This window comes from Chryseobacterium sp. SORGH_AS_0447, from assembly GCF_030818695.1.
Lineage (GTDB): Bacteria > Bacteroidota > Bacteroidia > Flavobacteriales > Weeksellaceae > Chryseobacterium.
In genome coordinates, this window is the sequence record NZ_JAUTAR010000001.1 from 2,683,412 (window position 1) to 2,705,793 (window position 22,382).

At 40.1% G+C, this 22,382-nt stretch carries 24 protein-coding genes; 6 read left to right on the forward strand and 18 right to left on the reverse strand.

Translation table 11 applies throughout. The annotated features are described in order from the left end of the window. Positions 1 to 3: 3 nt before the first annotated feature. The 12 genes from QE422_RS12420 to QE422_RS12475 form a co-directional block, all read right to left on the reverse strand. Positions 4 to 2,145, reverse strand: a complete 2,142-nt coding sequence (locus tag QE422_RS12420; RefSeq protein WP_307458753.1) for a catalase — start codon at positions 2,143 to 2,145, stop codon at positions 4 to 6. Between the two features lie 148 nt (positions 2,146 to 2,293). Continuing rightward, a complete protein-coding gene (locus QE422_RS12425; protein ID WP_307458756.1) occupies positions 2,294 to 2,914 on the reverse strand; it encodes a ferritin-like domain-containing protein in 621 nt (206 codons plus the stop codon). Between the two features lie 73 nt (positions 2,915 to 2,987). Next, positions 2,988 to 3,776: a KGG domain-containing protein gene (locus tag QE422_RS12430; protein WP_307458761.1), complete on the reverse strand. Its 789-nt coding sequence runs from the start codon at positions 3,774 to 3,776 to the stop codon at positions 2,988 to 2,990. Between the two features lie 204 nt (positions 3,777 to 3,980). Continuing rightward, on the reverse strand, positions 3,981 to 4,595 hold the full coding sequence (locus tag QE422_RS12435; RefSeq protein WP_307458763.1) for a Crp/Fnr family transcriptional regulator: 615 nt from the start codon (positions 4,593 to 4,595) through the stop codon (positions 3,981 to 3,983). 49 nt (positions 4,596 to 4,644) lie between these two features. After that, positions 4,645 to 5,241, reverse strand: coding sequence for a Crp/Fnr family transcriptional regulator (locus QE422_RS12440; protein ID WP_307458765.1), 597 nt, complete (start codon positions 5,239 to 5,241; stop codon positions 4,645 to 4,647). Between the two features lie 300 nt (positions 5,242 to 5,541). Next, on the reverse strand, positions 5,542 to 5,751 hold the full coding sequence (locus QE422_RS12445) for a hypothetical protein (protein ID WP_307458768.1): 210 nt from the start codon (positions 5,749 to 5,751) through the stop codon (positions 5,542 to 5,544). Positions 5,752 to 6,164: 413 nt separating this feature from the next. After that, entirely contained in the window at positions 6,165 to 6,761 is a 597-nt protein-coding gene (locus QE422_RS12450; RefSeq protein ID WP_307458770.1) for a Crp/Fnr family transcriptional regulator, read from the reverse strand. Next, a complete protein-coding gene (gene ytxJ / locus QE422_RS12455; RefSeq protein WP_307458772.1) occupies positions 6,761 to 7,138 on the reverse strand; it encodes a bacillithiol system redox-active protein YtxJ in 378 nt (125 codons plus the stop codon). Before ytxJ ends, QE422_RS12450 begins: the two co-directional genes overlap by 1 nt. Beyond that, complete coding sequence (locus QE422_RS12460) at positions 7,135 to 7,650, reverse strand: DUF1569 domain-containing protein (RefSeq protein ID WP_307458774.1); 516 nt, start codon at positions 7,648 to 7,650, stop codon at positions 7,135 to 7,137. Before QE422_RS12460 ends, ytxJ begins: the two co-directional genes overlap by 4 nt. Continuing rightward, positions 7,590 to 8,126, reverse strand: coding sequence for a YfiT family bacillithiol transferase (locus QE422_RS12465; protein WP_307458777.1), 537 nt, complete (start codon positions 8,124 to 8,126; stop codon positions 7,590 to 7,592). The genes QE422_RS12460 and QE422_RS12465 overlap by 61 nt, the downstream gene beginning before the upstream one ends. Continuing rightward, positions 8,123 to 8,743: a hypothetical protein gene (locus QE422_RS12470; RefSeq protein WP_307458780.1), complete on the reverse strand. Its 621-nt coding sequence runs from the start codon at positions 8,741 to 8,743 to the stop codon at positions 8,123 to 8,125. The genes QE422_RS12465 and QE422_RS12470 overlap by 4 nt, the downstream gene beginning before the upstream one ends. Positions 8,744 to 8,927: 184 nt before the next feature. Then, positions 8,928 to 10,070 (reverse strand): DEAD/DEAH box helicase, encoded by a 1,143-nt coding sequence (locus QE422_RS12475; protein ID WP_307458783.1) that lies wholly within the window; start codon positions 10,068 to 10,070, stop codon positions 8,928 to 8,930. A 160-nt stretch (positions 10,071 to 10,230) separates the two neighbouring features. Here QE422_RS12475 and pncA point away from each other — a divergent pair, with 160 nt between their 5' ends. Both pncA and QE422_RS12485 read left to right on the forward strand, forming a co-directional pair. After that, positions 10,231 to 10,836 (forward strand): bifunctional nicotinamidase/pyrazinamidase, encoded by a 606-nt coding sequence (pncA, locus tag QE422_RS12480; RefSeq protein ID WP_307458785.1) that lies wholly within the window; start codon positions 10,231 to 10,233, stop codon positions 10,834 to 10,836. Positions 10,837 to 10,894: 58 nt separating this feature from the next. Further along, entirely contained in the window at positions 10,895 to 11,518 is a 624-nt protein-coding gene (locus tag QE422_RS12485) for a hypothetical protein (RefSeq protein WP_307458787.1), read from the forward strand. 29 nt (positions 11,519 to 11,547) lie between these two features. On the opposite strand, the gene QE422_RS12490 is transcribed toward QE422_RS12485, so the two are convergent. Further along, positions 11,548 to 12,747: a pseudouridine synthase gene (locus tag QE422_RS12490; RefSeq protein WP_307458789.1), complete on the reverse strand. Its 1,200-nt coding sequence runs from the start codon at positions 12,745 to 12,747 to the stop codon at positions 11,548 to 11,550. 104 nt (positions 12,748 to 12,851) lie between these two features. On the opposite strand from QE422_RS12490, the gene aroB reads away from it, so the two are divergent. From aroB to QE422_RS12510, 4 genes are all read left to right on the forward strand, one after another. Continuing rightward, positions 12,852 to 13,898: a 3-dehydroquinate synthase gene (gene aroB, locus QE422_RS12495; RefSeq protein WP_307458792.1), complete on the forward strand. Its 1,047-nt coding sequence runs from the start codon at positions 12,852 to 12,854 to the stop codon at positions 13,896 to 13,898. A 284-nt stretch (positions 13,899 to 14,182) separates the two neighbouring features. Then, positions 14,183 to 14,824, forward strand: a complete 642-nt coding sequence (locus tag QE422_RS12500) for a porin family protein (RefSeq protein WP_307458795.1) — start codon at positions 14,183 to 14,185, stop codon at positions 14,822 to 14,824. Between the two features lie 250 nt (positions 14,825 to 15,074). After that, entirely contained in the window at positions 15,075 to 15,797 is a 723-nt protein-coding gene (locus tag QE422_RS12505) for a porin family protein (RefSeq protein WP_307458798.1), read from the forward strand. A gap of 122 nt (positions 15,798 to 15,919) precedes the next feature. Continuing rightward, positions 15,920 to 16,498: a porin family protein gene (locus tag QE422_RS12510; RefSeq protein WP_307458799.1), complete on the forward strand. Its 579-nt coding sequence runs from the start codon at positions 15,920 to 15,922 to the stop codon at positions 16,496 to 16,498. A gap of 71 nt (positions 16,499 to 16,569) precedes the next feature. On the opposite strand, the gene purF is transcribed toward QE422_RS12510, so the two are convergent. The 5 genes from purF to QE422_RS12535 form a co-directional block, all read right to left on the reverse strand. Next, positions 16,570 to 18,069: an amidophosphoribosyltransferase gene (gene purF, locus QE422_RS12515; RefSeq protein WP_307458802.1), complete on the reverse strand. Its 1,500-nt coding sequence runs from the start codon at positions 18,067 to 18,069 to the stop codon at positions 16,570 to 16,572. Positions 18,070 to 18,166: 97 nt separating this feature from the next. Next, complete coding sequence (purC, locus tag QE422_RS12520; RefSeq protein WP_295212289.1) at positions 18,167 to 18,886, reverse strand: phosphoribosylaminoimidazolesuccinocarboxamide synthase; 720 nt, start codon at positions 18,884 to 18,886, stop codon at positions 18,167 to 18,169. A 31-nt stretch (positions 18,887 to 18,917) separates the two neighbouring features. Then, complete coding sequence (locus QE422_RS12525; protein ID WP_307458807.1) at positions 18,918 to 19,613, reverse strand: DUF3307 domain-containing protein; 696 nt, start codon at positions 19,611 to 19,613, stop codon at positions 18,918 to 18,920. A gap of 2 nt (positions 19,614 to 19,615) precedes the next feature. Then, positions 19,616 to 20,221 (reverse strand): SatD family protein, encoded by a 606-nt coding sequence (locus tag QE422_RS12530; protein ID WP_307458809.1) that lies wholly within the window; start codon positions 20,219 to 20,221, stop codon positions 19,616 to 19,618. 137 nt (positions 20,222 to 20,358) lie between these two features. Next, entirely contained in the window at positions 20,359 to 22,224 is a 1,866-nt protein-coding gene (locus QE422_RS12535; protein WP_307458812.1) for an endonuclease, read from the reverse strand. Positions 22,225 to 22,382: the final 158 nt, after the last annotated feature.

The following is a 22,382-nucleotide window of genomic DNA, read 5'->3' on the forward strand; positions in this document are numbered from 1 at the left end:
GATTTAGTCCTGGATATTTCTTTCCATTTCAAGATACCATACCCTGTGCTGTGCAATGGCATCGATGAATTTGTTTTCCGGCGTTTCATCTTCCCAGGAAACAATAGCAGGATCTACGTGTCTTTTAAGGCTCACATTGCTGTTCATATACAATGGTTCCGATCCTTCCCCGAAATAAATGGCTTTACAGTGTTTGTAAGCTTCATTAATAAAATTCAGAACATGAGGTTTGTTTTCGGCAGTAATCAGCTCTTTTACAGAATCTTCTCCTGCGGCAATATAGAGCGCATCGAAAGCCACGCTGGCAATACTTGTAAGGGAATGCTTGGGTATCAGCTGAGATCCGTCGTTGGTGGTCACCGGGGCCATACTCGGACCAATGATTTCCACAACAGCATCTTTGCTTTCCAGTGCCGTTTTAAGGTCATGCGCACTTAACGCATCGACGCCGTTTGCCATAATAAAGCCGATCTTTCTGCCTTTGATGGTATCTTTTACCGTATTTTCCATGCTCAGCGCTTCGGAAATTTTGGTGTGGGCTTCTCTTTCTTCACTCTGAAGATCCTGCTGGCTGCCATCTGCCGGAATACTCTGGTTCGGAAATTCAAGTTCCGTTACCTGAACACCTACTTTGCTGGCAACGTTTTGTGCCAGGGTTTTATCGATAAAATTCAGCTGGCCTACGACTCTTTCCCTGATGGCAGGAATCGTTACTTTAGAAAGTTCGAAGATCAGGGCATTCTGGAGGTGCATCTGTTCATAGGCTGCCTGGCTGTTGTAGAACAGTTTAGCCTGCGAATAATGGTCCACGAAACTTTCGCTCCGCTGTCTGATTTTCGGTCCGGAAACTCTTTCCTGGTGAGAAACGTATCCTCCTTCCGACATCATCGACTGAAACGGGCAGCCTCCTCCGATGGAATTCGGCTCATAGCTTACCCTGCCTTTGGGAATCTGCTGTCTCATGTATCCGTCTCGCTGGTTGTTGTGAACCGTTTTAATGGATCTGTTGATCGGGATCTCATGGAAATTCGGTCCGCCCAGTCTTATCAGCTGGGTATCGGTATAGGAAAAGAGTCTTCCCTGAAGCAGCGGATCGTTGCTGAAATCGATTCCGGGAACGACGTGTCCCGGGTGAAAAGCGATCTGCTCGGTTTCTGCGAAGAAATTCTCAGGATTTTTGTTTAAAGTAAGGGTACCGACCAATTCTACCGACACCTCTTCTTCAGGGACGATTTTGGTAGGATCGAGCAGGTCGAAATCGAATTTATCTTCATCTTCTTCAGGAATCAGCTGTACGCCGAAATCCCATTCCGGGAACATTCCGTTTTCGATAGACTCCCACAGGTCTCTTTTGTGAAAATCCGGGTCTACGCCGGAGATTCGCTGGGCTTCGTCCCATGCAACGGAGTGAACGCCTAATTTTGGTTTGAAGTGGAATTTCACAAAGTGCATTCTTCCTTCATCATTAACGAATTTAAAGGAATGTACCCCGAAGCCTTCCATCCTGCTGTAGCTTCTCGGGATAGCCCGGTCGCTCATTAGCCACATAATCATGTGCATACTCTCCGGCATTAGAGAAATAAAATCCCAGAAGGTATCGTGTGCCGACTGCGCCTGAGGAATTTCGTTGTGCGGCTCCGGCTTTACGGCATGAACAAGATCCGGGAATTTGATGGCATCCTGGATAAAGAATACCGGAATATTGTTAGCTACTAAGTCATAATTTCCTTCATCTGTATAAAACTTTACGGCAAATCCCCTTACATCTCTCGCAAGATCCGTACTTCCTCTGTTTCCTGCTACGGTAGAAAAGCGCACGAAGACCGGCGTTTCTTTTCCTACTTCCGTCAGAAATTTGGCTTTGGTATATTTTTCTAAGCTTTTGTTTAATTTAAAAACCCCATGGGCACCCGATCCGCGGGCATGAACTACTCTTTCCGGGATTCTTTCATGATCGAAATGCGTCATTTTTTCCCTGAAAAAGAAATCTTCAATCAGCGTCGGCCCACGGTCTCCCGCCTTCAGGGAGTCCTGGTTATTGCTGATTTTAAGCCCCTGGTTGGTGGTAAGTTTTGTGTTCTCGTTAGAGGTGGCATGCGATTCCAGTTGGTCCAGCTTTTCATTGTTGGGTTTGTCGTCGTTCATAATTCTGATATTTTGTGTTGGTGTTAAATTTCCAGTATTGTTAATGATGGTAAAAAGTAGTGTTCTATGCTATAGTCTTATTGTTTCAGATTTGTTGGTCAGGTTTTGAAAAAAGCCATACAGAAAACTCTGTATGGCTTTCTGTAATTTAATCCTCCTGCTCCGCATCAAAATTGATGTAGGTTTCGGCAATTTCGGTAAGATTGTAATCCGTGTCTTCTTCTTCCTGTAATGTTTTTTCGAGAAGATCCGCTGCTTTATCGTGTCCCATGGTGATGGCCAGCTGAGCCAGGCCGCCGTAGGTAGCAATTTCGTAATGCTCGACTTTCTGGGCAGCAATAATAAGTGCTGCGTCACGCGTCATGGATCCTTCTTCGGTAGACTTGATGATTTCTTCTCCTTCCTCGATGATGCCTTTAATCGCTTTGCATTCTTTCTGTTCAGGAGTTTCATCGATCAGCCTGAAGACTTTTTCAAGACGGCTGACGTGTTTTTTAGTCTGCAGCTGGTGGTCCTCAAAAGCGTCTTTCAGCTCTTCGGTGGTAGCCGCCTCCTGCATTTTTTCCAGTGCGTCGATGATCGCGTTTTCAGCAAAATAGACGTCTTTCAGTGCGGATACGAAGAATTTATGAAGCGGAGAGCTTTTCATTTCATTTGCGTTTACATTTGCGTTATCTACGGCCGTTGTATTTTTTGCTGCCGATGCGGAAGCGTTACCGGTAGTTCCCGTATTGTTGTTATCTTTATTTTCTGATGTTTTGGTTGCCATAATGTGATTGTGGTGTTTGGTTTAAAAGATTACCTCTTTACCTATTGATAAAGAGGTAATCGTGAAAAAAGAATTATGAATTATTACGTCTGCCTCCAAATCCGGATCTTCCCGAACCTGAAGATCTTCCGCCTCCGTGCGAAGCCTGGCCGCCCATACGTGCTATTCTCGTACGTTCTGCCTTGCTCATGGAAGCGAAACCTCTTCTTGAATTTCCGTTACCGGAACCGGAATTGGAGTTTCGACCTGAACCGCCATTGTTACCAGATCCTGAGCCGGAATTGCCTCTTCCGCCGGATCTTCCTGAATTTGAGCCTGAACCCGAAGAACCTCTTCTGCCTCCATGGGAAGCTTCGCCACCCATTCGGGCGATTCTTGTACGCTCTTCTTTACTCATTGATGCAAAGCCTCTTCTTGAACTTCCGTTTCCTGAAGAAGACCTGCCTCTATTGCCGGAACCTGAGCCTGACCTTCCTGAGTTGGAACCTCTTCCGGATCCTCCCTGTGAACCGCCTCTGCCGCCGCCAGAAGTAAATCTACCCTGGTTATCCCGCTGCTGGTTTCCGTTATTTCCTCTGCCTCGTCCACGGCCTCTGTTGTCATCTTCGTCATCCTCATCGTCATAATCTTCATCATCATAGTCTTCGTCGTCGTAGTCATCATCTTCATAATCGTCATAATCCCCATCATCATACTCGTCCTCAAAATAATCTTCATAATCTGAGAAGTCATCATTATATTCGTCCTCATTCTGTGCATCGTTGTACCCGTGGTCGTAACCTAGCTGGTAAATTTCTTCAAGGTTATTTGAAGAATTCGAATTTCCTCTTGAACTACGATTTCCTGAATTTCTGGTGTTCATAACTGTTTTTTTTATGTTAATATTAAGTGATAGGTATTGCCGGCCGTGACTAGTATTAGACAGCAATAGGTTTTGATTTTCGGTTAAAAGATTATAAATATCAGCCCCTCAAAACGAGGCTTTAAAGTAATATGGATGAATTATCTACTCAAATTTACAATGGAATAATTCACCATTTTATGACCGGAGTCATGTTTCTCATAATTAATACAGTATTTTCCGGTTTTCGATCCTGATGGTTCCTGCCTTTTCCATTTTTTTCAGGGCCCTGATGACCGTTTCTACCCGCATGCCCGTAAGGTTGGCAATCTGCTGCCGCGTAAGTTCTACCTGGAAGCACTGTTCGCACTCTTTATCATGGTAGCTTTTCAGATAATTCAGCAGACCTTTGAGCCTTACCATCGGATTTGGAGAAGAGAAACTCTGCAGCATCAGCGATTTGAAATAAAGCCTTTGCGAAAGGCAGGCATTCATTTCCATAGAAATTTTCGGGTTCTTTTCCAGAAGCTCCAGAAAGTTTTTCTTCGGCAGTCTTATTAATTCAACGGCGGTTAAAGCGATGGCGTTCATGACATAAAATTTTTCCAGGAAAAGCATCGGATCTCCAAAGCTCTGGTTTTCGCCCAGAATATTCTGGATAAACTCCTTTCCTTCCTCATCAAAATTATTCTGCTTTACCTTTCCTTTTGTAATCTGATAATAATAAAGTGCATGATCACCTTCTTTGTAAATGATATCGCCCGTCTTGTAGTGTTTGTCCTCTCCGCCGAAAGAGTACAAAATACCGGGATCGATATTCATGCAGCTTATCGTTTTCATAATATATTTTTTCAGATTCGTGCAAAAAAAAGACCATGCTTTTAAGAAATTAATACAAAATTTTGCGGTCTTTAATTTGTAAAATTTTGTTTCTTTCCATTGTTTTTATGGTTCTTATCGCCGTTTCTACACACAGGCCTGTAAGACTGGCCATCTGCTGCCGCGTAAGAGGAATCATAAATGAATAGGGGGCCTGCTCCTTTTGGGAACTTTTCAGATAATCCATCAGCACTTTAAGCTTGGCCATTGGGCTTTGGGTGCATAAGTTCTGAGCCATGATGAGTTTAAAATAAAGCCTTTGAGAAAGCAGCCTGTTCATGTCGAAGCTAATATCGGGATACATTTTCAGCAGTTCGAAAAAGTTGCTTTTCGGCAGCTTGAGAACTCTACAGTTCGTTAATGCAATCGCATTGATCGGATAAAGCTTATCCATGAAAAGTAAAGATTCTCCTATGCACTGCCCGTCCTCAAGAAGGGTCTGTATGATTTCTTTTCCTTCATCATTATAGTTATTGAGTTTTACCTCACCTGTGATGATCTGATAGTAATAATTAGGCGGATCTCCTTCGCTGAAAATAATTTCAGCAGGCTTGTACTGTTTTATGGTTGCTCCTACAGAATGCAAGAGTTCTTCCTTGATAATCATATTTAGCTGTTTTAGTGTTAGTAATTTCAAGCATCCTTAGTAAAAGTAAAATTGGATAGTAAGTAAATGATGAATGCGAATAGTAAACACTGCTACATACGTCGGATAATGTGAATCTTACCGTTATCGAACATCTAGCATTTAATATAGGCTTTAAGATAAATTTAACGGAATTTTAATCGTATTAATTTTGCAATTATATCATCATAAGGATATTGTTTTCTTTTCGTGAAAACAATTCCAAACCATGAATCTATTAACCCCATCTTTTCTAGGACGGGTCTAAATTTAACCGTAAATTTATTGCGCTGTTTTGGTAGTGTCGGATCCGGTACTGCCTGATCGGGATGTACTGTCTGCTGCAGGAATTGTATCTGATGACATGGGTGCTGCTGACGTCTGATCGGTGACTTCCATTGGATCCGAAGTATCGGAAGGAGGAGAAGTCTCTTTTTTTTCACAGCTCAGGATTAGCAATCCCAAAACTGCAAATAATGTTGCCAATTTCATAATTTTATATTTTAAGTGGTGTGATCTTCAAAGATAGGCAATAATTCCTTACCTTCTTATGATTATGATCATACATCGTAAAATGCTTAATTATAAAACTTTATGTTTCTAAAATCGAGAATTTTTTCAGCAGATATTTAATTTTTTAATAAATGTAAAAAGTGAGAAATGGTTTTTTAAATCTGTTAATTTTATCACCTGAAATGCCCTGTTATACTGTATTATGTTATAACAAAAGGAAAATAAAATTATTTAGAAAAAGCCAAGGAGATTAACATACTGAAAATATTTAAATTTTGATATAAATCGTCTGACTTATTAATATTTAAATCAAAATAAGAATTGTAATCAGAATTAAGTGCCTGAATTGTTATCTCCAGTTAAATTTATATTATAAAATGAGATCGTTCCGGTTATTTACTGTCCGGAACGAAATTTTTTCTTGCGAGTTCTTTTCTCACGCGGCTCAAACTCTCGGGTGTGATGCCCAGATAGGAAGCAATCATCCATTGCGGAACCCTCAGCAGGAGATCCGGATACATTTTAATGAATTTCATGTATCGTTCCTCTGCGGTTTCAGCCAATAAAGAATTGATCCTGTCCTGAAGGCTTTTGATATGTTTTTGCAGAAGAATATCACTCTGCTCAAGACTGATTGGGAATCCTTCAATCAATTTATTGATGAAATCGGGAGGCAGCATTAGAATTTCAGAATCTTCTACAGCTTCGATATAGTAAACCGATTTTTCATTAAAGTAAAGGCTGCTCCGGTCGGAAATCAGCCAGCTTTCAGGTGCAAACTGGATAATGTGCTCCTTTCCGTTTTTATCGATCGAATACATTTTCAGAAGTCCCTTTTCCACAAAATAAATATATCTGCAGATTTCACCGTATTGCAACAGAAACTGGTTTTTCTGCACCTTTTTTGCTTCATAGTACAGGCTGCACATGTTTACTCGCTCCAAAGGAACATTCAGTACTTTTGCTAAATAATTATTTATATTCTTCATTATGAAAGTTGGTCTACAGAAATACTTTGGTGGGAAGCATTGTTTACGGCTTTTCCGTTTTCAATAACGATCAGCTGCGGGCTTTGGTGGATTACTCCGAGATCTTCCGCAATCTTATTGGAGAGCGGACGGTGTGCCAGCAGATCAAGATAATACAAGTCTGCCTTGCCAGTTAGGTTTTCCGCTTCTTTTTCAAAATTCCTCAACACGGTTTTGCTGATAAAGCAGCTGGTGGAATGCTTGAATATAGCGATCTTATGATCGAAAGAGCGTTCAATCGCCTTTTGCAGATCTTCTTCAGATTCTATTTTGTTCCAGAAAGATTTCTGCTCCGGTGCATTTTCCTTTCCTCCGAATATTTTATCAAAAAAACTCATACGTTAAACTGTTTTAAATGATGATCGAGATGTTTGTACTCCAAAAAACCCCAGTCTTTTTCCTCCATTTTTCCGAAAAGTACATGATGATCCGGCAGGCTGCCGTTTTTGAAATGAACCAGGTAATCATCAAGCGTTTTCAATAGATTCTGCTGTTCTTCATCGAAATCACATTCAAAATTAATAATAAGTTTTTGAAATGTCGGCATATTTCGCGGAATTCCGTTGTTGAAAAGCTGCATTTCCTTTTTTGTGGTAATTCCGATGATCCGGAATAAGAGGTTAATCCGCGGGAGCATGATTTTCTGCTGCGGGATTTTCAGGACACAGCTGCAGTGCCTCATCATCTGGCATACGTCCATTTTTCCCCATTTTCCTGGGGAATTTTTATTGAGACGGGAAATTCGCCTGGTAATTTCCTCAAAGTCGGTTGGATGATGCAGGTTTTTCTTTACCAACCTTTTTCTTTCTTCAGGTTTTCGATGTGGGCAAAATGGTGGTTGCAGTGCCATGCGTACAGCGCAAGATAGCTTCGCAGATTGTAATTTTTGTGATGTTCCGGATGATGAAAAGTTCTTTCAAAGTGCCTGTTGGTCATGCTCTTCAGCAGGACCGTCCAACGCTGGTGGGTTCCTTTCAGCATTCTCATCGCCGGCTTTACGGGCATGCTGAGGCTGTCCTGTAATTCGGCCCATTTGGTTTCATCATATGGTCTTATCGTCGGGTTTTCTTCCGTAAGCGCCAGCTTTAGACGCATAAAGCTGTTGATGTGGCTGTCTGCCAGATGATTGACAAGCTGCCGTACCGTCCAGCCTCCTTCCCGATACTGGGTATCCAGCTGGTCGTCGGTAAAATGCTCGATCAGGTTTTTCAGCTTACCTGGAAAATCTTTAATGATTTTAATGTATTCATCCAGCCTGATGTCGCAGATGCTTTCGGGTTCTTCGAATCGGCCTATCGGGAATTTTTTCTGTTCCAAGTCACTCATTTTTTAATGATGTTGTTTAGTAAATTGAGTAAGATCACGGCATCCTGGTCCTTCAGATAATACAGCATTTTATTATTGTGTGGATTCCTTTTCGAAAATACCATAAAATAATGGTAATACTGCTTCAAATCCAGATCTTCAAACAGGATTTCACTTTTATTAAATTTAATTCTATCGCCAGCAATTTCAATGCCTGCAATGCTGAATAATTTGTTATTTAGCAATTTTTTTTCATAATTATTCAGAATGTCAATTAAAAAATAATCCCATAACGAATCGATGATGTCTGCATACAGCTGATGCTTTTGGCTGAGTTTTCTTCTGTAAAAAAGTTTAAAGAAAATTTTAAGTTCTCTGCCGGAAACATGGCGGATAAAAATCTGGTATTCTCTACCGATGGTAAAACGGTAACCTTCAATAAAATGTATACCGTAGCGTATCCCGGTGATATCTTTTTTATCAATAACTGAATAGAGATCATTTTTAAGATCTTTATTTTCAAACCTGATAAAATCTTCATTAATAATCAATGACCTTTTTCTGGTGTCGAATAATCCGCGGACGATAGTAAATTCTTTCATAAATCCGGTCGGCTGTCTCTGGATAGACCATGCCATCTACTAGTTTTTCGTAAAAATACCGAAAATTTCAGAATTTCTGCAGCTCATTAATCGCTGAAGGATTTTAATTTTTTTAGCTTTAATCAGATTGTAAATATTTTAAAGACCAAGTATCAGCTCTATAGTATATACATAGATTAACTTCCCGCCTCAAACTCCTTCTTCCAGCCAGTCACAAATCCTAATATCCGTGCAGATCCAATCCTTCGGTTCGCTGCAAAGGCACTTTCCGGCCCATCTTTTTCTGAATCACCCGGAAGTGCTGCAGTTCGTCATCCGTCAAAATGCTGATGGCAGTTCCTTTTTCATTCGCACGGCCCGTTCTTCCGATACGGTGGACATAATCCAAGGGCGAACGGGGCAGTTCGTAATTGATCACGCAGGGCAGAGATTCGATGTGGATTCCGCGGCCGATAAGGTCTGTGGCTACCAGAATCTGTGCACCGTTTACTTTAAATTCTTCCAAATTATTTCTTCGTGCCCCCTGCGATTTCTGGCTGTGGATGGCAACCGCCTTGATTTTATTTTTCTTAAGCTTTTCTACCAGGTTATCGGCAGATCTCGTGGAAGAAACAAAGACCAGAGCCTTTTCCACTTTCTTTTCTTTAATTAAATATCGTAAAAAAGGACCTTTGCTTTCCGGGGAAACATGGTAAGCCAGCTGTTCAATATTGTCGATTTCAACGTCTTCTTTTTTAATTTCGATAAGGGTCGGATTAATAGCGAGGCGCTCTTTAATTTCGGCCACCTTATCATTTAATGTTGCGGAAAATAAAGTGGTCTGCTTAGCTACCGGCATGAGGGCAAAAAGTTTATTCAGCTCTTCTTCGAAACCCAACTGAAACATTTTATCCGCTTCATCTACGATCAGATGCTTTATTCCGGAAATACTTAATGCATTATGGTCAATAAGATCGAGCAAACGGCCAGGCGTTGCGATGAGAACTTCCACTCCGAACAGCCCTTTCATCTGCGGATTGATGGATACACCGCCATAAACCGCCATGGTACGGATTTCACGCTTTAAATTATCTGTAAAAGCCCTAAATACCTCATCAATCTGGATAGCCAATTCTCTCGTGGGAACCAAGATTAAAACCTGAACATTCCGGTCTTTTTTAACCTCGGCATTCTGCAGTTTCTCCAAAACCGGCATTACGAAACATGCTGTTTTACCGGAACCGGTCTGTGCAATTCCCATCAGGTCTTTGCCCTGTAAAATCACCGGTACCGCCTGCTCCTGAATCGGAAAAGGTTTGAGATAACCCAATTTTTTTACAGAATGGATAATATTGTGTGAAAGTCCCAACGATTCAAATGACATAAAATAATTATTTTGTACAAAGATAAGCTATTGCTGCTGGATAAAGAACAGATAAACGGTTCAGGATTTTATTATGATGCCGATTTGTCCGATAATCGATATTTGGATAATTTTTTGAGGCTTAGTTTTCGTAAATTTATCGAAAATTCAAGAATTAAATATGAAAAAAGCGTTAATCATCGTAGATGTGCAGAATGATTTTTGTGAGGGCGGAGCCTTAGCGGTTCCTGAAGCCAATGAGGTGATCCCTTACATCAATGCCCTGATGGAAGAAAACGATTACGACCAGATAGTACTGACGCAGGACTGGCATCCTGCAAATCATAAAAGCTTTGCCAGCAATAATGGCAGAAAAGTAGGTGAAAGCATTATCCTGAACGGCGTGCCGCAGTTTATGTGGCCGGATCATTGTATCCAGGGTACTTTCGGTGCCGAATTCCATAAAGACCTGAACCGGGACAAGGTAACCCATATCGTACAGAAAGGTAAAAATGTAGAAATCGACAGCTACAGCGGTTTTCAGGACAATAATCATTTTATGAAAACCGGTCTTGATGATTTTCTGAAATTCCACGATATTCAATTGCTAGAAATTGTTGGTCTTGCGATGGATTATTGTGTAAAATTTACCTGCATTGATGCTGTAAACAGCGGTTATGTTACCTGCTTACACTTCAACGGAACACGCGCCGTCAATGTAAAGCCTGACAACGGAAGAGATGCCATCTACGAGATGATCCAGAAAGGCGTTACGGTTTTAGGGTAATGGAAAGTTTTTCAGGACCAGCAGCAACAAAAGCATTATTGAGGAGATCACCTCGATATTGGATCAACATTCTATTGTTTACAGGATTATTGATAATGAAAAAGATTTTGATCCCAGCTTTGTAAATAATCCCGGTAAACTGCAATATCAGATTCTGATCTCGGATATGGATTTCGAAATGGCGAATCAGGCTGTTTCAGACTATTACGCTGCAGGATTTGAAATACCCGAAGATTATTATTTATACGATTACTCTGATGCCGAGCTCAAAGAAATTCTTTTTAAAAGAGATGAATGGAATGAGTTTGACTATGAAGCTGCCAAAAAGATCCTACAGGAAAGAGGTCAAAACGTTTCCGAACAGGAATTGCAAAGGCTCCATCAGGCCCGCCTTGATTCTCTGAAAAATGAGTATGAAAATCCGGAAGAAGTAGGAAATTATATTATCGTAGGATACATCCTTGCCGTTACCGGATGTATTCTTTCCTTAGCCTGGGGATTGCTGTTATTGGCGAGCTACGGAATTGCAATTGCGATTCTTACTCTTAGGAAACAGCTTCCCAACGGAGAGAGAATATACTACTTTAAAGAAAGCGACCGGAAATACGGCACCCGAATCTTATGGATCAGTATTGTGTTTACCATTTTCTGGACGGTATTTATCTTCGCCATAAAAAATTAAAAAAGAGACTTGAAAAAGTCTCTTTTGTTTTATAACATTTTTAAATTGTTCACTTCAAGTTCCGTAAGGATTCTCCAGTGTCCTCTTTTGATGTTCTTCTTCGTTAATCCTGCAAACATTACCCTGTCCAGCGCTTCTACTTCATAACCTAAACGCTGGAAGATTCTTCTGATTACCCGGTTCCAGCCGATATGGATCTCGATGCCCACTTCGTTCTTCGGCTTGCCTTCGATAAATGAAATCTGATCGACCACCGCTACTCCTTCATCCAGACGGATTCCCTCTGCAATCAGCTTCATGTCTTCGTGCGTTAATTTTTTATCCAAGGTTACATGATAGATTTTCTTTGCATCGAAAGACGGATGCGTAAGCTTCTTCGTCATGTGTCCATCATTCGTTAAAAGAATAACACCGGTTGTAGAACGGTCTAGCCTTCCCACCGGAAACAATCGATAGGGTGAAGCGTTAGCCACTAAATCCATTACCGTTTTTCTTGCCTTATCGTCTTTGGTAGTAGAAATATAGCCTTTCGGTTTATTCAATAGAACGTATACCGGTTTTTCAGGCGTGATGTTCTGTCCGTCGAAAACCACTTTATCCGTTTTCTGAACCTGATATCCCATTTCGGTTACCACTTTCCCGTTTACTTCTACAAGGCCTTGGGTGATCAGCTCATCAGCTTCTCTCCTGCTGCAGATTCCTGAGTTGGCAATATATTTATTCAGACGTACTGTATCTTTATGAACGTCTTTATCAATTTTGTTCAGTCTTCTTTTCTGTACAAAAGATTTTGCTTTATCCTGTCTGTCGTCGCCGTCAGGAGAAGGCCTTTTTCCGTATTTCAGGCTGCCTCTTTCATACTTGTCACGGGTATCGAAACTTTTTCCCCCTCTTTTGGGAGCCGGTTTTCCGAATGTTTTTTTACCTTCCCCTTCGGTGGTAATATAAGGCTCTCTTTCGGTTTTGGAATATTTCTTATCCATCCGGGCCTGATAGCTGGTATCTTTTCTTCCGGAATCGGAACTTTCCGAACTTCTTTCAAAAGGTTTCTTTTCGAATCTTGTATTGGAACCCTTATGATCAGAATTTCTCTCTCCTGCTTTAGGGAAGGATTTTTTAAAAGGTTTAGAACCGGAATTTCCGGATCTGGAAGCGCGAGAATCATCAGAATTATTTCTTGTTGAAGTTCTTGGTCTTTTGGGTTTTCCTGAATTATTGTCTCTGCTCATTCTAAAATATTTTTGCAAAGATAGTACATTTAGCAACGAGTTAAAAATTAAGAATCATAACTTTGCTATATAGTTTCACAATTAACCCTACAGAAAAACTGAAAATGATAACATTATTAAACGATAATTTTTCCCAGCTGAACGACCTCCTTCATGAAAAATCGTTCAGTAAGATTTTTATCCTGGTTGATGAAAATACTCATGAATACTGTCTCCCGGTCCTCCTGGGAAATATGGAAACGGATCTTGGCTTTGAAATCTTGGAGATCGAGGCCGGTGAGGAGATGAAGAATATACAGACGGCTAACCAGCTGTGGGAAATCTTGACGGAAATGCAGGCGGACCGGAAAGCTTTGGTGATTAATCTTGGCGGCGGTGTTATTACGGATATGGGAGGTTTTGTGGCATCTACTTATAAAAGAGGGATTCAGTTTATCAATATACCCACTACCCTTCTTTCCATGTGCGATGCGTCGATTGGCGGAAAAACAGGGATCGACCTGATGCATTATAAGAATATGGTGGGTACCTTCACTTTTCCGGAAAAGATTTTCGTTTATTCTAAATTCCTGGAGACCCTGCCTTTTAAAGAACTCAGAAGCGGGTTTGCCGAAATGCTGAAGCATGGGCTGATTGCCGACCGGATACATTGGGAAAACCTCACGCAGATCACCAAACCGGATGCTGAAAGCGTTGTTCCTCATATTGAAACATCCATGAATATTAAGCAGGAAGTAGTCAATAAAGATTTCCAGGAGAAAAACATCCGGAAGACGCTGAATTTTGGCCATACCATTGGCCATGCTGTTGAAAGCCTGTGCCTGCAACAGGGAAATCCTGTACTACACGGTGAAGCGGTAGCCATGGGAATGATTGCCGAAACATATCTGGCTCATCTGGAAGAACTGATTTCGGAGGAAGATTGCAGGATCGTTATCGAAAATATACAGAAGTACTACCCTTACCTTGATATCAGCGATTTTAAGGATGAAGATATTTTTGCCCTTCTATGGAACGACAAAAAAAATACGGACCGTAATATTAATTTCTCCCTGATCTCAGGAATTGGGACCTGTGTATTTGATCATCAGTGCAGTGAAAAAAACATCGTAAAAGCATTGGAATTTTACAGAAAACTTATGGATGTTTAGAAAATTTTAAGAGCTTAAAATCCTATTTTTCATACTTTTTCAGTAAAATTTTCAATTTAGATCATTTCTAAACAGTTCGGTTAAATTAAAGTATATTTATTTGTATTTCAGGGTATTACATATTAAACTAAGGTATGTGTCTACTTTTCAATTTAATGACTTTAATCATACTTTTTCTTTTTGGCAAGCAATTTGAAAGATCCCTTCCGTCAATTCAAAATACAGAGTTGGTAGTAGTAAAATTTAGAATTAGAAAAATAGTAAAAATTAAAAAAATTAAAGTTATGAAAAAGTTAATCTTAGGAATGGCACTTGCAGCAGGTTCAATGGCATTTGCACAGAATACGACAGGAATGTCTTCATCAGCTAGCCCCGTACAATTCGGTATTAAAGGTGGTATGAACGTATCTTCTTTATCTAAAGATGCTTCACTAGAGGATCAAGGTTCAAAAATTGGTTTTAATGCAGGTGTATTTGCAACTATTCCTGTAGCAACATCTTTTAATATTCAACCTGAAGTTTTATATACTCAATATGGAGATAAATATGATCAAGTTGTACTAGGAAATAGATACTCAAGATCAAGACATTTAGATTATATTGCTGTTCCAGTAATGTTCCAATATAATTTCGTACCTAATTTTTATGTTGAGGCAGGACCAGAATTTGGTTTCTTAGTAAGTGCTAAAAACAAGGTTAAGAATGAGACAAATAATGATACTTTAACTGAGACAGGAAATTACAAAGATGATTTAAATACTTTCAACTTTGGTTTAGGTATTGGTGCTGGTTATTATTTCACAGATAATATCGGAATCACTGCAAGATATGTAGCTGGTCTAAGTGACATTGCTAAAGACAGACCAAATGGATCTGATGCTACACGTAACAACGTATTCCAAGTTGGTTTAGCTTTCAAATTCTAAGAAGCTGAAAATTTAGAAAACAATTTTGATTTCAATAAAAGCTCAGCTTCAGCGTTTGAAGCTGAGCTTTATTTTTTATTCTCTCTTTCTTAATTAAATCCCATGCTTAGCATATAAGTAATAGCGGATTATCTCAATTCTATTCCAATATATTTTCACTGTGGGCTTTAATGGCAAGCATTTTGTAAAATAATTCATGCCTGTTTGAATTATCAGGCAATCAACAATAGTAAAATTTAAATGTAAAATTATGAAGAAGTTATTTTTAGGAATGGCAGTAGCTGCTGCGTCTATGGTATTTGCACAGGAAGTTAAACCGGCGCCAGCTCCAATTCCTCCAATGAAGGTGAAAGAACCTGTAAGATTCGGTATTAAGGGTGCTGCAACGGCGGCACAGTTCAGCGAACAGCAGCTTACAGCCAAAAACCAGAAAATCGGATTTAATGCAGGTGTTTTCGTAAACGTACCGTTATCTGAAAAATTTGCCTTACAGCCTGAAGTTTTGTACAACCAGATGGGTGCAAAAAGTGTTGTAACGGATAATGAAGTGACCAGCGGAACAACAACCGTAAGAACCAAAAGAGACTACAGCACCACGCTGAATTACATCTCTGTTCCTGTAATGCTTCAGATGAAGCCGGCAGATAATTTCTATGTGGAAGCCGGTCCGGAAGTAAGCTATTTTGTCGACGGAAAAAATAAAGGCGAACAGACCATTTCCACAACCACTTCGGGTACAACCACCACTCAAACCGTTTCCGCTTCGGAAAGTATCGATAAAGATGATATCAAAAAGTTCAATCTTGGTTTCGGTGTAGGTCTGGGTTATTACTTTACAAAAAACCTGGGAATCAATGCGAGATACGTAAACAGCTTAACGCATATCTATGATAATTCTGATGCGGCTACCGATGCACAGAAAAACGTTAATACCAACAGGGTATTCCAATTAGGACTTAATTATAAATTCTAAACAAATTTTAATTTCAATAGAAAGGTCAGGTTTCATGATGGAGCCTGACTTTTTGATTTTTTACGATGCTTACTATTTTTCTTAAATTGCAGGACTTTATAATAAACTTTAAAATAATAACTATGAAAAAACTTTTTTTGGGATTTGCCTTAGCGGCAGGTATATTATCTTTCGCTCAGGAACATGATGCTTCCTCTACCCTGCCTGTTAGATTCGGAATTAAAGCAGGACTAAACATGGCTACCATCAGTTCTGATGATGCAAGAGCTAAGGCAGGAATCTACGGAGGTGTATTTGCCAATATTCCCGTAGCAAGTGCTTTCAGTTTACAGCCGGAAGTATTATATAGCGGAATGGGTGCAAAAAACAAGGACAATTCTAGTATAAGGCTAAATCTTGATAATATTTCAGTTCCTGTAATGATTCAGTATAACATTCTTCCTACATTGTATCTTGAAGCCGGTCCCCAATTCAGCTTTGCGATCAGCAAAAAGATCAAAGATGACACCGGATCTGTGGATGCAACAAGATTATACAAAGGATTTGACTTTGGTCTCGGATTAGGTGCCGGATATTATTTCGAACAGGGATTCGGCTTTACGGCACGGTATGTTGCCGGACTTACCAATATTATAGAAAACAATCAAAGTGATGCTGTAAGAACCAACGTTTTTCAGGTAGGAGTTGTTTATAAATTCTAATCTGATTTTGATTATATAAAAAAACCGGATTTCAATGAAACCCGGTTTTTGTTTTATTTAAACTAAAAATTTTAATTAAATAATTCAATCTCTTCTCCTTTTTCTACAGGATATTGTTCGGTAAAGCATCCGAAGCAGTGGTTGGCAGAACCTAAAATTTCCTTCAGGTTTTCTACGCTCAGGAATTCAAGAGAATCTACTCCCAGGTAATCTCTCAGCTGCTCAGTAGACATATTTGCAGAAATAAGATCATCTTTGGAAGGTGTATCAATTCCAAGATAACAAGGCGCAATGATCGGAGGAGATACACTTCTGAAGTGGATTTCTTTTACACCCGCATCTTTCAGAATCTTCACCAGCCTTTTGGAAGTTGTTCCCCTTACGATGGAATCATCGATAATGACTACTCTTTTATCTTTAATTTCTGAAATAATCGGATTCAGTTTCAGGTTTACTACCCTTTCTCTCATTTCCTGGGTAGGAACAATAAAGCTTCTTCCGATGTACCGGTTCTTGATCAAAACAGGACGGAAAGGAATGCCTGATGCTTTCGCAAATCCGATAGCAGCCGGAACTCCTGAATCAGGAACACCGATTACCACATCTGCTTCTACCGGAGCCTGATGCCAGATCTTTTCCCCTGATTTTTCCCTGATCTCGTAAACGTTGATGTTTTCCAGAGAAGAATCGGGTCTAGCGAAATAGATGTACTCAAAAGAACAGATTCTCTGCTTTCCTTTTTCTTCGTCCACCATATACGAATTAAGTTTACCCGGCTCATTTTCATTGGTATAAATGATTTCGCCCGGTAAAATATCACGTACATATTGTGCACCCACCGCATCCAAAGCTACGGATTCAGAAGCAACAACGTAAGAATTTTCATTGATGGCTCCGAGAACCAAAGGACGGATTCCGTTGAAATCCCTGAAAGCGAAGAATTTATTTCTCGTCATTCCCACGACGGAATAAGCTCCTTCAATTTTGTCCATTGTAGCTTTAATCGCTCCACGAAGGCCAAGATCAAGATTTTTCTGGATCAGTCTCAAAATTACCTCAGAATCCGAAGTGGCTCTGAAAACAACTCCTTCTGCTTCCAGTTCTGCTTTCAGCTCTTTGGCATTGGTAAGATTACCGTTATGCGCGATGGAAAGGATAATCTGGTCGTATTCGTTTTTGGCGAAGAACGGCTGAAAATTATATTTCTTTTTGTCTCCTGCTGTCGTATAACGTGTGTGTCCGATCGCAGAATTTCCCATAAAAGTTTCCGGATCCGGGATCTCTTTATAAACATCCAAAACCAGCCCTTCATCTTTCATGTTGGTGATTTTTCCGTTCTTTAAAACAGAAATACCGCACGCTTCCTGGCCTCTGTGCTGTAAAGCAAAAAGCCCGAACTGCGAAAGGGAAAACGTATCCAGATCATCATCAGAATACATTCCGAAGATCCCGCACTCTTCGTTCGGGGCATCCAGTCTCTCCTCTTCCTGCGTTCTGAAAAGATTTCGTCCGTAGGTCTGGGTTTCAAATTGTTTTAAATATTCACTTTTATGAATGTCTAAACTTTTCATTCTATTTTTTCTAATCTAGATTTTATGTTGACAGATATATATTAGATGCAGAATGTAATATTATGTTAAATCCTGCATCCGTTAATCTGTACTTTATTTACTTGCCAAGAACAGCTTTCAATCGGTTGTGGATTTCCACATAAGCTTCGGTAACTTCACCAAGATCTCTTCTGAATCTGTCTTTATCCAGTTTCTTCATGGTGTCTTTGTCCCAAAGTCTGCACGTATCCGGAGAGATTTCGTCTGCAAGGATGATCTCGCCGTCTGCCGTTTTTCCAAGTTCGATTTTGAAATCTACAAGGATGATGTTCATCTTATCGAAAAGGTCGATCAGGATTTCGTTGATGTCTGAAGTTAATTCATACATTTCGTCAAGCTCCTCATAAGTAGCCGCTCCTAAGAATACAGCGTGGTGATCGTTGATCAACGGATCTCCCAACTCATCTTTTTTGTAGCAGATATCGAAGATTGTAACCGGAGATTTAATTCCTTCTTCTACGCCTAATCTCTGAGCCATGCTTCCTGCGGAATAGTTTCTTACCACCATTTCCAAAGGAATGATCGATACTTTTTTTACCAATTGCTCTCTTTCGTCCAGTTGTTTAATGAAATGAGTCTTAATCCCTTTTTCATTTAAATATTCAAAAATAAGAGAGGTGATGGCATTGTTCATTTCTCCTTTAAGATCTACAGATCCTCTCTTCTGAGCATTAAATGCGGTAGCGTCGTCTTTGAAACGTACCACTACTTCGTTAGGATTATCGGTAGCAAATACCTGTTTTGCCTTACCTTCGTACAACATTTCTTTCTTTTCCATTTTCTGAAATTACTTTTTAGTTAGATTTATATTACTTAATTAAAATTCCCGTTAGAACCGCCATTCCGAAACTCAGTAAAGTCCCGATCAGCACGTATTCTGTTAATTTCCTTTGTTTTGCCTGTGCCAGGTCGCTGAACCTGAATACAGATTTTGCCGCCACCATGAAACCTACCCCTTCCCAATGGTTTACTATAATAAATGTGAAAACCAATAAACGCTCAAGAATCCCTATATATTTTCCGGCACTCGATAAAGATTCGGTCTGTATATTACCTGCCGTTTCCGGAACAGGCGTCCAGGATGATAATAAGATCCTGATGAAAACCGAAGCCGGCATCGTTAGAAACACAGCACCTGCGACTATTTTCAGGAGTTCTTTATTTTTTAAAAATTCAAAATTAAATTCGTTCAGATAAAAAGAAATTCCGGCAATCACCAGGACATGCAGTGCCTGATCGATGAAAAACCAGTTTCTTTTATTTTTAACCGTCTGAAAACTCAGTTTGGCAGCATCAATGATCAGATGTGAAACCCCAACAGTTAATGCGATCCACCAAAGCTCTGTATTCCATAAGAAAATAAAGCTTAAAACAGTATGAATCAGCGCGTGAATATACAAATAGCCGCTTTTCAGCTTTCTGCTCTCTTTCTCTGCAACCCATGAATCCGGCTGAAGAATAAAATCTCCCAATAAATGTGCGAATATGAGTTGAATAAAAATCATGCTTAGAGTTCGGAGATTTTTTTTCTGAAATACTGGTTGGTTTCCACAATCAGTTCATAATTTGCCCGTTTCAGCCGCTGGCTTACCGACGATTGTGAGATCGCAAATTTTTTCGCAAGATCTTCCTGCGTGATGTCTTTATTCATGATCATTTCATGGATAATCTCGGCCGTAGCTACCGTCCAGCTGTCGAAATCTTTGGAAGACCATTTCAGCAGAATATTCAGATCACGGTCTACAGAACCGTTGGAAGTTTTGATGGAAACGGTGTGCCCGTCATTCTTCAGATCGTTCAGCAATCTTCCGGAATGCACGTACGCCGTTCCGTTGGACTCGGTAATTTTTCCGGACGAAAAATTTTCTTCGCCGATACCGATGGCCATGCGCACATCTAAATTTTCCTGACTTCTGATTAATGATTTTATAGCTAAGAACCGCCAGAACACGTCATCGATATTACATTTAAACTGAAACTCATCTCCCCTGTAGATTTCCCATGTTTCGGGAGCGCTCCCCCAATTGTCGAGAAGATTTTTAAGTCTGGTAATCCAAACCTCTGTTTCCGCGTGTTGTGAATTTATAATATCTCCGGTAATGACCGCTATCATTTTGCAAATATAAGCATAATTACTTATAAATAAAAAATATAAGCAGATGTACTTATAGATATTGAATATCGGTACATCTGCTTATATCGATTGAGTGATAAACAGCTGATTATGAGCTGTAAAAATTGTATCTAAGATTATTTTTTGATAAACGGATATGTTTTTCCATCCAGTTTCAATAAATATGAACCTGCAGGTAATGTCTGAACAGGAATATTTTTCTTATTTCTAAAAGGATTCTCCTCCGAATAGATCAGCTTTCCGGAATAATCTACAATCTGTGCGGATTTTATATTCTCCGTTTTACCGTTTACGAAGATGTTATCAAATGCAGGATTCGGATAAATCTTAAACTCATTTTCCCTAGTATTAATGGTTTCTAGAGCAGCCAATGTTCCCAGGTTCTGGCAGTAATTGCTCGGATAAGAATCCCACTCGTTGATGTTGAAGGTGGCCACAGGCTGATTCACAGCGGCTTTTCTGTATAAGGAAACATTCCCTAATGTAGAAGAGTTATTGGTACTGGGAACTCCGATGGCATCAACTGTTGAAGATTTGTATCTTAATTCCAGGTACTGGCTTCCGGTGTACGTCATTTGCGGAGCTGCCGTTACGAAGGTTGCCTGGCCGGTAGTATAACACGAAAAATTTGCCGCCGGATTCAGGACCACTACGCTTTCGTTATTCTGTATCATTCCTTCCAGCTCATAAGGATCCGGATAATAGTAATTGCTTCCGCTCGGCAGCTGAATGGATAACCGGTAATCGCTCAGATTTACAGGATGGCCGGTTTTATTGGTAATTTCCAGCCCTTTGTTATTTGATGTTCCTTCCAGATATTTTGTAACCATGATATCTTTAGCATACGTATCGGAAGCTAATGTCGTGCTAGAAACCGTATTGCTGTCCGGCGAAAGAAGATAACCGTTATCATAAGCTTTAACCGTAAAAGTATACGCTGTGGAAGGTGTTAAGTGATCAGCGACAAATGTTGTATTTTTTGTCGATCCGATCAATGTTCCGTTCTGGTAAATTTTATAGCCGATCACATCGGTACTCGTACTTGCAGTCCAGCTCAGTGAGGTGAAATAAGCGCTGTTCTGGGTGGCTGACAGATTCACGGGAGCCTGTGGTGCAACAGCATCAGGCACCTGGCTCCAGATTGCATTTACCCAGGAAGGATTGTCGATAAAAGGATTTCTGTTGTTCTGTATAGCGTACACCGAATTATTCCTGTCGATTTCCTTTTGAGAAACCGGATCCTGCTGGTGCCACTGAAGCAGCATGTTGATGTAAGCCGGATCGTACGACCGTTCTTCCGTTCCGTCCAGCGGATTGGTGTCGGACACCGGGTTCGTATTATTATTAAAATTAAAGGTTCCTAATTTTCCTTCGTACCGCACTGCAAAATACAGGAGGCTTCTGGCTACATCCCCTTTGAATTCATTGATTGGTTCGTACACCCTGCCGGTGTAAGACACTCCCGGGATTGCACAGTTCCCAATCCTGGAAGAATTGGTAAACGTATAATAAATCGTAGAGCCAACAATTCCATAAGGATAATTGCTTCTCCGCTGATTGATGTAAGCATCGGTAGGCACTACATAAAAAAGATCGGAATACATCGGGTAATTGCTGTAAAACGTACTTTGCGGCATCATGTGCTCGCGGTTCCAGCCAAGCCCTTCTCCTGAAGCACTGCCGATCATCTGCGCAGATGTGTATTCGTATGCATCCGGACCCGAAGGGATTTCAGAATAAATATCCAGTAAATACGTTGTATTTGTAGCGGTGTGATCATAATATTTATCCAGATCAGTCTGGTTATAAAAATTCTGCAGGTCACCGTAATTCCAGTTAATATTCTTTGTTGAAATAATATTGTGGAGCTTTGATTTCAGAGCGTATCCTGTAAGACCGGCCGTTCCGTTATAGTAACCTGCCGGAGCCTGCGCTGCAAGACAGGACGAAATTAAAATGACAGGAAGGAGAATTTTTTTCATGCACACAAAAATTGGGGAGGCTAAAATAGTAAATTAATTCTCTTAAATTTTAGAAAATTTTATTAAAAAATTATTAATTGTAAGAATATAAAAAATTGGAAATTAGTTTTTTGCGAATAAAATCCTATGGGTACAATAATTTTTTTGGGTGTTACCGC